The sequence below is a fragment of the Streptomyces sp. NPDC058464 genome, from assembly GCF_042721035.1.
Lineage (GTDB): Bacteria > Actinomycetota > Actinomycetes > Streptomycetales > Streptomycetaceae > Streptomyces.
The window spans coordinates 131,933-145,550 of the sequence record NZ_JBHXMA010000016.1 but is presented as its reverse complement, the minus strand read 5'-3'; the positions used below and the strand labels follow the sequence as shown (position 1 = coordinate 145,550).

Genomic DNA, 13,618 nt, shown 5'->3' with positions numbered 1-13,618 from the left:
TGGCACGTTGCCTCGCCTCCGACTTCCGACTGTTTGTGGAGTGAGCACAGTGAACCTCGGCGGACCGGACGACCCGTCCTTCTCCCACTACGGCGGCCACGGCAGTCACGGCGGCCACGGCGGCCACGCCCAGGCCTGGGAACCGGCGCCCGTGGCCCAGCCGGGTCCCGCGGCCCTGGTCGGCGGCCGGTACGAACTGCGCCTGCTGCTCGGTTCCGGCGGCATGGCCGAGGTGCACCTCGCCCACGACCTCCGGCTGTACCGCGACGTCGCCCTGAAGACCCTCCGCGCCGAACTCGCCCACGACCCCGGCTTCCAGGCGCGGTTCCGCAAGGAGGCCCAGTCGACGGCGTCGCTCAACCACCCGGCCATCGTGGCGGTGTACGACACGGGCGAGGACCGGTACCTCCCGTACGGCACCGGTCTCGCGCTGCCCTACCTGGTGATGGAGTACGTCGACGGGATGACCCTGCGCGACGCCCTGTACTCCGCCGGGACGCACCTGACCGTCGCACACGCCCTGCAGGCGACCGCCGGTGTGCTGCGCGCCCTCGCCCACTCCCACCAGCACGGCATCGTCCACCGCGACATCAAGCCGGCGAACGTCATGACGACCTCCTCCGGCCAGGTCAAGGTCATGGACTTCGGGATCGCGCGCGACACCGACGACGTCGGCCTGACCCGGACGGACGCCGTGCTCGGCACCGCGCAGTACCTCTCGCCGGAGCAGGCGCTGGGCGAGGAGATCGACGCCCGCTCCGACCTGTACTCGGTGGGGTGCCTGCTGTACGAACTGCTCACCCGCCGGCCGCCGTTCCACGGCGACTCCCCGATGGCGGTGATGTACCGGCACCTGCAGGAGCCGCCGCAGCCGGCGAGCCTGTACAACCCCGAGGTGGACGCCCGGGTGGACGCGGTCGTCCTGCGCGCGCTGGAGAAGGACCGCGCCCGCCGCTACCAGTCCGCCACGGAGATGCTCGCCGACGTCGAGGCATGCCTCGGCACGGGAGCACCGGCGGGGGCCGAGCCGCCTACCGACGAGGAGGAGCGCGACGGCGGCAGCGGCGGACGCAGGAGCACGACCGCCCTGATCGCGGCCGGGGTCGCCGTGGCCGTCGCCGCGGTGGTCTGCGGCTGGCTGCTCTTCGGCCGCGGCCCTGCCGACGACGGGAAGTCCGACGTGCCGGACCTGGTCGGCAAGACCCTCGCCGACGCGCGCGGCAGCGCGGACAACGTCGGCCTCACGCTCACCGTCACGGCCCGCGAACCCTGCGCCGACCAGCCGAAGGGCCGCGTCTGCACCCAGAGTCCGGCGGACGGCAGGATCGACAAGGGCGAGGCCGTGTCGGTCACCGTCTCCACCGGGGCGCCGAAGGTCGAGGTGCCGGACGTCACCGACAAGGACGAGGACGACGCGTCCCGGATCCTGACGGACAAGGGCTTCAAGGTGAAGACCACGCACGTCGAGTCCTCGGAGGACCCCGGGACCGTGCTCAGGCAGGACCCGGAGGGCGGCGGCAGGGCGGAGAAGGGCACCGAGATCACCCTCACGGTGGCCAAGGCGGCGGAGCAGTCGCAGGTCCCGGACCTCACCGGGAGCACGCTCGCACAGGCCCGGAAGCTGCTGGCCACCCAGGACCTGAAGCTGGGCGACACCACCGAGGTCGAGAGCAGTGCCGAGGCGGGCACCGTCGTGGAGCAGAGCGTCCGGGGCGGCACGGAGGTCGCGCCCGGCACCGCCGTCGACGTCGGCCTCGCCAAGGCGGAGCAGACCGTCCTGATCCCCGCCGGCATCGTCGGCGAGACCCTCGGCGAGGCCCGCGACGAACTGACCGGCCTCGGCCTCCGGGCCACCGTCGCCTCCGGGTACCCGCAGGCGTCCGACGCCGTGGTCACCTCCAGCACCCCGGAGGCGGGGAGCGAGGTGGTGACCGGCAGCACCGTGGTCCTGGTCACCGAGTCCGCCGACGACTCGTCGGGCGACGGCACGACGGACGGTACGACGGGCGGCACGACGGGCGGCACGACGACGAGCGCGTCCCCCACGGCGGGCGACGGGTCCTGAAGCGAGTGGGCCCAGAGGGCCTGATGGTCAGTCGTCGGGGATGCCGCCTCCGCTCAGCGCGGGGACGGTCTGCTCCGGGTGAAGCAGGGAGCGGGTGCCGTGCCGGAACTGGCCGAGCCTGTCGACGATGGTCTGGCCGACCGGGGTGTGGCCCCAGACGCTGATGCCCTGGTGGGTGCTGGGTTCCCAGGTCGTCTCGTCGACGACGAGGGGGTTCCAGCCGACCTCCCACTCGAAGCCCGAGGGGGTGCGGGCGTAGTAGGAGAGTTCCCTGTCGTTGGTGTGCTGCCCGACGGACAGGGCCATGTCGAAGCCGAGTTCGTGGACGCGTGCGTAGCTGCGGGCCAGGTCGTCCAGGGAGGCCGCCTGGATGTTGAGGTGCTGGACGCGGGTGCGGACCGGGTCGACGGGCAGCCCGCGGAGGGCGGCGACCGCGATGGAGTGGTGTCGTTCGTTGACCCGCAGGAAGCGGATCTTCAGCTTGACGCCGCTGATCGTCTCGTCGATGAAGTCGGTGAGGCGGGCGTCGAAGACGGTGCTGAAGTAGCCGCGCATCAGGGCGGGTCTGGCCGAGGTGAGGGCGACATGGCCCATCCCGGAGTCGCCGGTGACCCACCCGGACGCGAGCATCGTGAGGGGGTCCGTGGCGAGGACGGGGGTGGTGTAGATCTCCTGGGTGATGCCCTTGGGTCCGGGGAAGCGGAGCAGGCGTTCGACCCCGCGCAGCCTCGCCTCCTCGGCGCTGCCCGGGACGGCGGGGACGCCGTGGGTGCGGACCCGGGCTTCGATGTGCTCGAAGGTGGTGTGGTCGTCGAGGTGCCAGCCGAGGGCGACGACGTCCTCAGCGGGGCCGCGGCGCAGCAGGAAGCGGCACTCGTGGTCGTCGAGCCGGAACCGCATCAGATCGTGGGAGAGCTCGTCGTGGTGCATGCCGATGGCGTCGGTGCCGAAGCGGCGCCAGTCGGCGAACCGGTTCGTCTCGATGACGATGTAACCGAGGTGGACGGAACCGAAGACGTCGGGATGAGCCTTGGGATGCGCGTCTGGATGCGCGTCAGGATGCGTGTCGGGATGTGCGTTCATCGCCGGCCCGCCAGGAAGTCCGCGCACAGGCTGTTGAAGAGTCCGGCACGCTCCCACTGCACCCAGTGCCCGGTGTTGGCGGCCAGGTACAGGTCGCAGTTGGGCATCCGGTCGGCCAGCAGCCGGCCGCCGGAGGGCCGGTTGACCTTGTCGGCGGCGCCCCACAGCACCAGGGTCGGCACCGGCAGCCGTGCCAGGCGCCGGTCGCGGGTGAAGTCCGTCCTCCACACGGTGCGTACGGATGTCGGGCGGGTCAGCGGCGGGTTCGCGACGACCTCGGGGTCGATGCTGTCCTGGTAGCGGGAGTCGATGACCGACGCGGGCACCTCCGCCGCGTTGAAGACGAGGTAGGTGCGGATGAACCTCTCCAGCTTCGGCCGCGAAGGGCCGTCCCCCGTGTAGTAGTCGAGAAGGCTGTTGAGGCCGGGGGTGGGCAGGGCGCGGGTGGTGCCGATGCCGCCGGGGCCCATCAGGACCATGCGGTCGACCCGGTCGGGGGTGTCGAGGGCGAGCCGCAGCGCGCAGGCGCCGCCGTAGGAGTTGCCGACCAGGTGGGCCCTGTCCAGGCCGAGCCGGTCCAGCAGGCCGCGGATGTGGTCGGCGAGGTAGCCGAACGGGTCGCTCCTGTCGACGCCCTTGGTGCTGCGGCCGTAGCCGGGCAGGTCGGGCACGATGACCCGGTACTCCTTGGCCAGTTCGGCGATGTTGCGGCTGTAGTTGGAGACGCCGGAGGCGCCGGGGCCGCCGCCGTGCAGGAGCAGGACGGCCGGGCCGTCACCCGTCTCGGCGACGAAGATCTTCTTGCCCGCGACATCGACGAGGGACTCGTGCATCGACGGCGGCTGAATGTACGTGGTCACGGGAGTGGTCCTCACTGGGCGGAGACGGGGGCCGGTCGCGATGTGGGCGCGAACCCGGCAGGCGGCGGGGGGAGTTGGGCGCCGGCACGGGCGGCGGCGTAGACGTAGGCGTCGGGGCGCAGGGCGAGCGTGGTCACGGCGCGCTCGGCGAGCCAGGGCAGCAGCACGCCGTCGCTGTCCACGACCGCGTTCGCGGCCGGACGCGAACCCGCCGGCAGCACGGCCAGCGAGGGCACACCGGCCCGCTCCCAGGCCTGGGCCTGCTGCGGTCGGGGGAGGCCGAGGTGGAGCAGCAGCCAGCGGCCGGCGAGCACGTCGTCCAGCCGGACCCGCTCCCCGTCGGGGCCGGTGACCCAGGGCTGCGGGATCTGGCGCCCGGAGGCCTTGGTGCGCGGCCGGGCCTGGAAGCCGCCGGCGTAGGAGGCGACCGGTATCCAGTTGGCGTCGACCAGCCGGGAGGTGAGGCCCGACACCGGGCGGATCGCGCGCAGCGCGGTGTTCCGGACCCGGGCCACGGGGTGTCTGCGTTCGGTGATGATCCGGCCGACGAGCACCGCCCGCCGGGTCACCTCCTTGACGTGCGGTTTGCGTTCGGCCTCGTAGGAGTCGAGAAGTGTCTCGGGCAGTTCGCCGCGCAGCACGGCGGCGAGCTTCCAGCACAGGTTGGCCGCGTCGCGCACCCCCGCCGCCATCCCCTGCCCGATCCACGGCGGCATCGCGTGCGCCGCGTCCCCGGCGAGGAAGACCCTGCCGACCCGGAACCGGTCGGCGAACCGCACATGGTGGCTGTACACGGTCGCCCGCAGGATCCTGATCCGGTCCCGGCCGATGCCGTACCGGGACACCATCGCGTGGATCGCGTCGTCGGTGGTCAGCTGCTTCTCGTCGTCGCCGGGCAGGATCGGGAACTCCCAGCGGTGATGCCCCAGCGGCGTCGGGCAGTCCACGGCCGGGCGGGCCGGGTCGCAGCGGAACCGCAGCCGGTCGTGGTCCGGCCAGGGCTTCAGCATCTCGGTGTCGACGACGACCCAGCGGTCCTCGTACGTCCGCCCCTCGTACCCCACGTTGAGCTGGGCACGGGTGAGACTGGACCCGCCGTCGGCCGCGATCACGTACCGCGCGCGCAGCCGTCGTACGGAGTCGCCGCCCGAGCCGTCGCCCGACCCGCCGGCCGAGTCGTCGGTCGGCCCGCCGACGCCCACGACCGTCAGCTCCACGCCCTCCGCGTCCTGGCGCAGCCGCAGGCACTCGTGGCGCAGCAGCACCTCCACGTTCGGGTAGCGGCCGACGCCGTCGCGCAGGACCTGCTCCAGCGCCGGCTGGTAGAGGAACATCTGGGGCGGATGGCCGTGGCCGCGCGGGGCGGGGGAGGCGCTGAGAAAGGTACGGCCCTGTGCGTCGACGAAGTCGAGCGGCCGCTCGGCGAGCATGTCCAGCTTCAGCCGCTCGGCCAGGCCGATCCGCTGCCAGATCCGGATGACCTCCTCGTCCGTGGAGATCGCCCGCGCACGGGAGTAGATCTCCGCGTCCCGCTCCACCACGACGACCCTGAGGCCCATGCCGCCGAGCAGGTTCGCCGCGGTCACCCCCGTGGGCCCGTAGCCGATCACCGCCACGTCGTACGCGCCGTCGTCGATTCCACCGACTCCACCCCTGGCACTGACTTCGCTCACCAGGCCACCTCACTGTCGTCCTCGTTTGCCTGCGGCTCTTGCGGCTCTTGCGGCTCTGCGGCTCTTGCTGCGCTCACAGCTCTTGCTGTAGCGCTTACTCCAATTGGAGCAGACGCTACGGTAAGACGGACGTCAAAGGGGGTCAAGCACTCGGGGCGGAAAGCAGGGGGTCCGTCCGAGGACGGGAAACGAAAAAGGGACGGCGCCGGGCGTCCCTCCCGGCACCGTCCCGGACCGTGCGCCGCTCAGGCACGGTCCGTCTTGGGGCATGGGAAGCCGGGCGCGGCGCTGGGGCCAAGCCCGGCTTCCTGTAGGTCAGTTGTGGTTGCGTCTCTGGCTGTGGTTGCGTCTCTGGCTGTAGCCGTGGATGTGGCTGTGGTTGTTGTCGCGGTCGCGGTCGCGGTTGTGCTCGCAGTCGCGAGTGCCGCCGCCGCTCAGGCGATGCTCGCCCGCTCGCCCTTCTCCTCCTCTTCCTTCCGCGACTCCTCCTTCCGCGACTCCTCGGCCGCCTCCTCGGCCGCCTCCTCCGAGCGGCTCTCGCCGCGGAGTCCGGGCAGCACCGCGAGGACGATCATCGTCCCGGCGGCCATGATGATCCCGCCGACCAGGCTGGTCTGGGCGACTCCGTGGGCGAAGGACTCGTGCACGGCGTCGAGCAGCGCCTGGGCCTGCTGCGGCCCTCCGGCGGTCGGGTTCTTCGCGACCTGTTCAGCGACGGCGATCCCGCCGCCCACCGAGTCCTTGGCGGTGTCCAGTGCGGCGGCCGGAAGGTGGCTGCCCACCAGGTCGGTCAGCTTGTCGCGGTAGGCGGTGCCGAGCAGCGAGCCGAGGATCGCGATGCCCAGGGAGCCGCCGAGTTCCAGGGCGGTGTCGTTGGCGCCGCCGCCGACGCCCAGTTCCGACTCGGGGAAGGAGCCCATGATCGTGTCGGTCGCCGGGGAGACGCTGAGGCCGATCGCGAAGCCGAGCATCATCATCGTCGGCAGGAAGTCGGTGTAGGCCGAGCCCTTGTCGATCCGGGTGAGCAGGAAGACGGCCGCGGTACCGATCGCCATGCCGGTCACCACCATCGGCTTCATGCCCAGCTTCGGGGTCAGCCGCCCGGTGATCGCGGCGCCCACGAAGACGGCCCCGGCCAGCGGCAGCAGCCGTACGCCGGTCTCCAGCGCGCTGTAGCCGAGGACGAACTGCAGGAACTGGGTGGCGTAGTAGATCGCGCCGAACGTGCCGAAGAAGAAGAACAGCACCGCGAGCATCGACCCGGAGAACGGGCGGTGGGCGAACTTGCGGACGTTCAGCATGGGGTGCGGGTGCCGCAGCTCCCAGACCACGAACGCCACCAGGCCCACGCCGGCGACGACGGCCGCGGCGACCGGGCCCCGGCCCCAGCCGAAGTGCGGGCCCTCGATGGTCGCGTAGACCAGGCTGCCCACGGAGACGATCGACAGCAGTCCGCCGACGTAGTCGATCCGGCCGGGCTTCTCCGCCTTGGACGGCGGTACGAGCGCGAGGGCGCCGAAGACGGCGACGACGGCGATCGGGACGTTGATGAGGAAGGTGGAGCCCCAGGCGTGGTCCTCCAGCAGCCAGCCGGCGACCAGCGGGCCGACCGCGATGGCCAGGCCGGACGTGGCGGTCCAGGCGGTGATGGCCCGGGCGCGCTCGTTCCTCGGGAAGATCGCGACGAGCAGTGACAGCGTCGCCGGCATCACCACGGCCGCACCGACGCCCATGATCGCGCGGGCGGTGATCACCAGGTCGGTGTGGTGGACCTGGCTGCCCATGACCGAGCCGCCGGCGAAGATCAGCAGGCCCAGGACGAGGGCGCCGCGGCGGCTGTACTTGTCGCCGATCGAGCCGAGCACGAGCATCAGCGCGGCGTAGGGGACGGTGTAGCCGTCGATCACCCACTGCAGATCACTGCTGCTCAGTCCCAGATCCGTGGTCATGTCCGGCGCCGCCACGATCAGCGACGTGTTCGCCATGACGACGATCAGCAGGCTCAGGCACAGCACGATCAGGGCCCACCAGCGCCGCGGGTACGGCTCGCTCATCTTCTCGACGGGGGTGTTGGCAAGAAACGGCACGGGAGTCTCCCAGGGGACGCGGGGGGTACGGGTGGCACGAGGGACCTCTTAATTGCCCATCGATGTGCACACTAGTTTATTACTCACCGGTGTGCAACTATCGGGTGCCCGCCCCCCCAGCCCCGGCCCCCGCCCCCGCCCCCGCCCCGAGGTACCGACGTGACCAGCCGACCCGCCCGACTCCCGCCCCGCGGCCAGGATCCGCACCCCACCGGCGCCCGCACCCGCACCCGCACGCACGCCCACACCCGTGACCGCACCGGCGCCGCCGACACCCGCGCCCGCATCCTGGAAGCGGCCCGGCGCGAACTCGGCCGCAACCCCGACTGCGCCCTCGCCGACATCGCCGAGGCCGCCGGGGTGGCACGGCGGACCGTCTACGTCCACTTCGCCGGCCGGGCGGCACTCGTCGAGGGGCTCGCCGCGGAGGCCGCCGAGGCGGTCCGGCTCGCGAGCGAGGTCGCCCACGTCACGGCCCCGGACGCGGCGACCGCCCTGGCCCGTTTCGTCCTCACGCTGTGGCCGGCGGCCGACCGTTACCGCGTGCTCGTGAACCTCGCCCACCAGGACCTGGACGCCCACCGCGTGGACGAGGTGCTCGCACCGGCCCGCACCGCGGTCGCCGGGATCCTCACCCAGGGCCAGCGGCAGGGCCTCTTCCACACCACCCTCCCGCCCGGCCCGCTCAACAGAGCCCTGGAGGCCTACCTGCTGTCCCTCCTGGACACCGCCAACGCGGGCGCCTGGACCGACGACGACACGGCCGCCGCCACCGCCGCCACCGCCGCCCTGATCGTCGCCGGCGTCGACAGGAACCTCGCCACGACCACGGTCCGCCGCCTGCACGACGACCTCGGACCGACCCACTCCCCCACTGAAGGAGCCCCGTGAACCAGCCCCAGCCCCAGCCCCAGCCGCAGCCCCCGTACAACCAGTACGACCCCTACGACCCGCATGACACGCACGACCCGTACGACCCGTACGACACGCACGGCCCCTACGGCGCCTACGAGCCGCCAGCGCCGCCAGCGCCGCCCGCGCCGCGGAGGAGCCGAAGGCCGGCCGTCGCCGCCGTCTCCGTCCTGCTCCTGATGGCCCTCGTCCCGGTGGCGGTCGACCGGTTCACGGCCGTGCAGGTGGAGGCGCGCACGGCGAAGGCGTTCCAGCAGGGGATGGACACCCCGCTGCCACCCAAGGTCCAGGTGCACGGTTTCCCGGTCCTGACCCAGATCGTCGCCGGCAGCCTGCGGGACGTGGACATCACCGCCCACGACATACCCGCCGCCGACTCGACCGGCCCCCTGCCGGTGAGCGAACTCTCCCTGCACCTGGCGGGGTTGACGAAGTCGGACGACGACGCGGAGGCGCGGGCCCGATCGGCCGAGGCGACCGCCCTCCTCACCTACGCGGACGTGTCCGACACCCTCGGCCTGGAGGTCTCCCGGGGCAGCCGCCCCGACCAGCTCAGGGCGACCGTCGCCCTCCCCCTCGGCAACAGCGTGACCGCGACGACCACCGTCTCGGCAGTCGCCGGCAACCGCATCGCGTTCAAGGACTTCAAGGTCACGGGCGGCCTGCCGTCCGGGCCGGCGGAATCCGTCCTGGACAAGGCCTTCGAGCAGCCCATCCAGCTCCGGAACATCCCCGACGGCCTGCACCTGCGCTCGGTCACCGCCACGGAGAGCGGCCTCGCCGCCCGCTTCTCGGGCACGTCGGTCACGTTCCACGCCGACGGCGCCACCCAGGGCTCGACAGCGCAGGACAGTTCGTCGTACCTGACGGCCCCGGCCGCGGCGGAGAGGTTCACGACACCCCGAGCGGCACCGCGAGAAGCGTCTCACTCACACATGGCCCGCACGGGATGATTATTACCCACTAACGTGCAACTATTTCCTGGAGGGGGACCTACGCAAGCGGACGGCGGACGAACGTACCCACCCCATCCCTCCGCTCCGATACGGCCCGGACCGGACCGGCCCTCCGACCCCGCGGAGAAACACCGTGAACCACTGCGGACCAGACGACCTTCCGACCCTCTTCTCCTCCCCCGCCGCACTCCTGCGGCCCACCGAAACCGATAACGGGGCATCCGACGATTCCGCCGGTGCGACCGATCGTTACGCGTTGCGGCGGCTGCTGGGCCGCGGCGGCATGGCGGAGGTGCACCTCGCCCACGACACCCGGCTGGACCGCCCAGTCGCCGTGAAGACCCTGCGGGCGGAGCTCGCCCAGGACCCGCTCCTCCAGGCGAGGTTCCACCGCGAGGCCCGGTCCACGGCGTCGCTGAACCACCCGGCCATCGTCGCGGTGTACGACACCGGCGACGACACCGACCGTCCGTACCTGGTGATGGAGTACGTCGACGGGGCGACCCTGCGCGAGGTACTGGACTCGGAGCCGTTCCTGGCACCAGGCAGGGCGCTGGAGTTCACGGCCGACATCCTCAAGGCCCTCGCACACTCGCACCGCCACGGCATCGTGCACCGGGACATCAAGCCGGCCAACGTGATGCTGACCGGCACCGGCCGGATCAAGGTCATGGACTTCGGCATCGCCCGCAGCGTGGCGGACGTCCGCCTGACACAGACCTCCGTGGTGACCGGCACGGCCCGCTACCTGTCACCGGAACAGGCCCTGGGACGGGAGGCCGACGACCGCTCCGACCTCTACTCCGTCGGCTGCCTGCTGTACGAACTCCTCACGCACCGACCGCCGTTCGACGACGAGACGCCGATAGGCGTGATCTGCCAGCACATCCAGGACGCTCCACAGCCCCCGAGCCTGCACAACCCTTCCATCGACCCACGACTGGACGCCCTGGTCCTCCGCGCCCTGGAGAAGGACCCCGGCCGACGACACCAGTCGGCCGAGGACATGCTCGCCGACGTCGAGACCTGCCTCGGCCTCCGCACGGCACCGACCATCCCCCACCCGCTGCCCACGCACCGCCGAGGGGAAGACGGAGTCCGGGGCGAAGACGTGACTGAAGGCGGAGATGGAGCCCGACTGCCCAAAGTCCTGGTCATAGCCGCCGCCCTCGCGATCACCGTCACGGCAGCGACCCTCGGATGGTTCGCCTTCAGCCACGGGACGGCCAGAGCGACCGGAGCGACCGGAGCGACCAGGCCAGACGTCCCGAACCTGGTCGGCCAGACCGTCGAAACCGCCCGCCGGGAGGCCGGCGCAGTCGGCCTGACCCTCACCGTGGACGAGCAGGAGCCCTGCGCCGACCAGACCGAAGGCCTCGTCTGCCACCAGACCCCGACGGGCGGACAACTCGCGAGGGGCCGACCCATCACGGTCGTCGTCTCCACCGGCGCACCGAAGACCGAGGTACCGGACGTCACGGGCAAGGACCAGGCCGACGCGTCCCGGATCCTGGAGGCCAAGGGCTTCGAAGTACGCACCCGCCGCATCACCTCGTCACGGACTCCCGGAACCGTCCTGGACCAGAACCCGCAGGCCGGCCAACAGGCGGCCAGGTCTACGGAGATCACGCTCACGGTGGCGAAGGCCCCCGAGCGTGTCACGGTCCCGGACCTCAGGGGCCGAACACTGAGCGAGGCCAGAAAGCTCCTGACCGAGAACAACCTGAAACTGGGCAGCACGACGAAGGTCACCAGCACTTCCCCAGCGGGTTCCGTCGTCGCCCAGAGCATCGCGGCAGGCGGGACAGCCGCGCCAGACTCACCCATCGACGTACAGCTCGCCGCCCCACGACACCGCACAACCACCCCGAACAGCACCCCCGCCCTGCCACCGCCCCCCACGTTCCTGCTCCCGTGACCCTCCCGACAGCTCCACCCCGCCGCCACCGGCACGGACGCACAGGCCCCACCTCGGCCGCAAGCAAGCCCTCACAACCACAACCACGGCCCAGCGAGGTCCCCACCTCAGCCCACCGCCATACGCTGATCCGCTAGGCGTCGAAGGCGGGGTTTGCGTGGAGCGTGGGCGAATACTCTGGGTGAGCAGTCACCCCCGTTGACGCAAGGGTGGGACCGCCGGTGAGGGTGGTCGTTGACTGCGAAGACACGCTGCCCGTTCCCAGAACGAAAGAGGAGCGTTCCCCGGCCCGACTGAGCCAAGCCCCCGACCTGCGGCTCCGGAATTACCCGCAAGGCCCACGAAGGCGACGAAGGGTCAGACAGCGCGCAGCGGGTGGCTGTCGGAACGTAGTCGGCCGTCCCAGCTCAGGTCCACCATCCGACACCGCTCCACCAGAAACTCGGCCGCTTCCTGGCAGCCGCAAAGCGGTGGACCACCGCTTACTCGCCTCGGCTACCAGCAGCCATATCCATCGCAAGCGGAATCGAGCAGTAACCACCCACTCCCCATTCCGATAGACGCCGTCAATTCCGGGTATCGATCGGCTCAATTTGTCGGGCACGGTGTACGGGGGTGAGACTTTCAGAGCAGTGCCGCCGTGGGCCGGCAGTCCAGGACAGCCTGCAGGCCCACAGCCAATCCTTCGGCACCCGACATCCGTATCGGACGTCTTCGTGAATCGTCCGGAGGAGAACGGCCGCGACGCGAGCCGACCAAGTCGCAGCCCCACAGGCAGAAGGCCGGCACCACCGGGAGCAGGGACTCCTTCTGCACGGGACCATCCCGGCGGGTTCCTCCCCGGGGCGGTGAAAAAACGGGACTCGCAAGGAGAAGCGTTGATCATACCCACCCCACAGGGCACTGTCGTACCGGACGCCGCGGAAGTGGGGGCCGCCATTTCTGAACTCCTCAAGGCGCGGGAAACCGGCTCTCTGGCAGTCATCTCCCCGGACGGCTTCCCTGCGGCCCCGACGATGCATTTCGCCGCGGACGGACTCACGCTCTATATGCATGTGTTCACATATACGCGGACCTATTTCGCGGTTCAGCGAAATCCGCGAGTCGGTTACACGGTCGATCACATTCCCGAAGGCGGACTGGAGGCGCTGGCGAATCAGCGCGTGGTGCAGGTGACCGGAGTGGCCACCGCCGTCACCGATACGGACGAGGTCGAACACGCGATCGCTCTCAGCCGGGAACAGTTTCACTGGCTCGCCGATGAAAGGATCTTCAGCATGTTCCGGAACGCGGGCATCGAGAGACGCAACGCCTTCTTCCGTATCGACCCCCGCGAGGCCCTGTGGAGCGACAACCGTGTGCACAACGGCTGGCGCACCCTCGTCGCCTTCACTCCTGACGGCCACGGCGTCGCGGCGTTGACGCCGTATCCCGCCACCGCCACCGGCTGACTCCACGGGCAGCTCGTACCGGTGGCCGGAACCGTACAGCTCCGGCCACGGGTGCTGCACTCCGATCGGGAGCCGAATACGACCCGCGCGGATCGCTGAGCTGCACGATCCTCGTCAGCACGCAATTTCCGGCGGCTGGCCAAGCCTGCCGCCGATGCCAAGAATCAGAACATGAGCCTGGCAAACCTGGACCTGAATCTCATGACGGCGCTCGACGCATTGCTGCGCGAAGCGAACGTGACGCGAGCGGCGGAGCGACTGAACCTGACCCAGCCGACCCTGTCCGCCTCTCTCGCCCGGCTGCGCAAACACTTCGGTGACGATCTACTCGTCCGCAGGGGTAACCAGTTCGAACTGACCCCACTCGCCGCCAAACTGCTTCCCCTTGTCTCGGGAGCCCTCGAATCCGCGGAACTGCTGTTCAAGGCGCATACCGACTTCAACCCGGAACAGTCCCATCGCCGTTTCACCGTGATCGCCTCCGACTACGGACTCGGGGTGGTGGGGGGGGGCGGGGGGGCCCCCCCCCCCCCCCCCCCCCCCCCCCCCCCCCCCCCCCCCCCCCCCCCCCCACCAGGGAAGAGGCCCGCCCCCCCCGCGGGCCCCCCCCCCA

10 protein-coding genes are annotated in these 13,618 nt (G+C 71.0%); 6 read left to right on the top strand and 4 right to left on the bottom strand.

Annotated features, from left to right (window positions below; all coding sequences use genetic code 11):
• The first annotated feature begins 151 nt into the window (after window positions 1-151).
• A complete protein-coding gene (locus ACFWPQ_RS22165; protein WP_384037433.1) occupies window positions 152-2,065 on the top strand; it encodes a PASTA domain-containing protein in 1,914 nt (637 codons plus the stop codon).
• Between the two features lie 27 nt (window positions 2,066-2,092).
• Here ACFWPQ_RS22165 and ACFWPQ_RS22160 read toward each other — a convergent pair whose 3' ends face one another.
• From ACFWPQ_RS22160 to ACFWPQ_RS22145, 4 genes are all read right to left on the bottom strand, one after another.
• A complete protein-coding gene (locus ACFWPQ_RS22160) occupies window positions 2,093-3,148 on the bottom strand; it encodes a VOC family protein (RefSeq protein WP_384037235.1) in 1,056 nt (351 codons plus the stop codon).
• On the bottom strand, window positions 3,145-3,981 hold the full coding sequence (locus ACFWPQ_RS22155) for an alpha/beta fold hydrolase (protein ID WP_384037430.1): 837 nt from the start codon (window positions 3,979-3,981) through the stop codon (window positions 3,145-3,147). The genes ACFWPQ_RS22160 and ACFWPQ_RS22155 overlap by 4 nt, the downstream gene beginning before the upstream one ends.
• 38 nt (window positions 3,982-4,019) lie before the next feature.
• Window positions 4,020-5,681, bottom strand: coding sequence for a bifunctional 3-(3-hydroxy-phenyl)propionate/3-hydroxycinnamic acid hydroxylase (locus tag ACFWPQ_RS22150; protein ID WP_384037232.1), 1,662 nt, complete (start codon window positions 5,679-5,681; stop codon window positions 4,020-4,022).
• A gap of 434 nt (window positions 5,682-6,115) precedes the next feature.
• Window positions 6,116-7,768, bottom strand: a complete 1,653-nt coding sequence (locus ACFWPQ_RS22145; RefSeq protein WP_384037229.1) for an MFS transporter — start codon at window positions 7,766-7,768, stop codon at window positions 6,116-6,118.
• Window positions 7,769-7,927: 159 nt separating this feature from the next.
• Between ACFWPQ_RS22145 and ACFWPQ_RS22140 the strand changes: the two genes are divergently transcribed.
• The 5 genes from ACFWPQ_RS22140 to ACFWPQ_RS22120 form a co-directional block, all read left to right on the top strand.
• Window positions 7,928-8,659, top strand: coding sequence for a TetR/AcrR family transcriptional regulator (locus ACFWPQ_RS22140; protein ID WP_384037226.1), 732 nt, complete (start codon window positions 7,928-7,930; stop codon window positions 8,657-8,659).
• Complete coding sequence (locus ACFWPQ_RS22135) at window positions 8,656-9,633, top strand: DUF2993 domain-containing protein (protein WP_384037223.1); 978 nt, start codon at window positions 8,656-8,658, stop codon at window positions 9,631-9,633. Before ACFWPQ_RS22140 ends, ACFWPQ_RS22135 begins: the two co-directional genes overlap by 4 nt.
• A gap of 259 nt (window positions 9,634-9,892) precedes the next feature.
• Window positions 9,893-11,554 carry a PASTA domain-containing protein gene (locus ACFWPQ_RS22130; protein ID WP_384037220.1) on the top strand — a complete coding sequence of 554 codons (1,662 nt, stop codon included), beginning with the start codon at window positions 9,893-9,895 and terminating at the stop codon, window positions 11,552-11,554.
• A gap of 878 nt (window positions 11,555-12,432) precedes the next feature.
• A complete protein-coding gene (locus tag ACFWPQ_RS22125; RefSeq protein ID WP_384037218.1) occupies window positions 12,433-13,005 on the top strand; it encodes a pyridoxamine 5'-phosphate oxidase family protein in 573 nt (190 codons plus the stop codon).
• A gap of 171 nt (window positions 13,006-13,176) precedes the next feature.
• A partial coding sequence (locus tag ACFWPQ_RS22120) for a LysR family transcriptional regulator (RefSeq protein ID WP_384037427.1) occupies window positions 13,177-13,618 on the top strand: 442 nt, incomplete at its 3' end.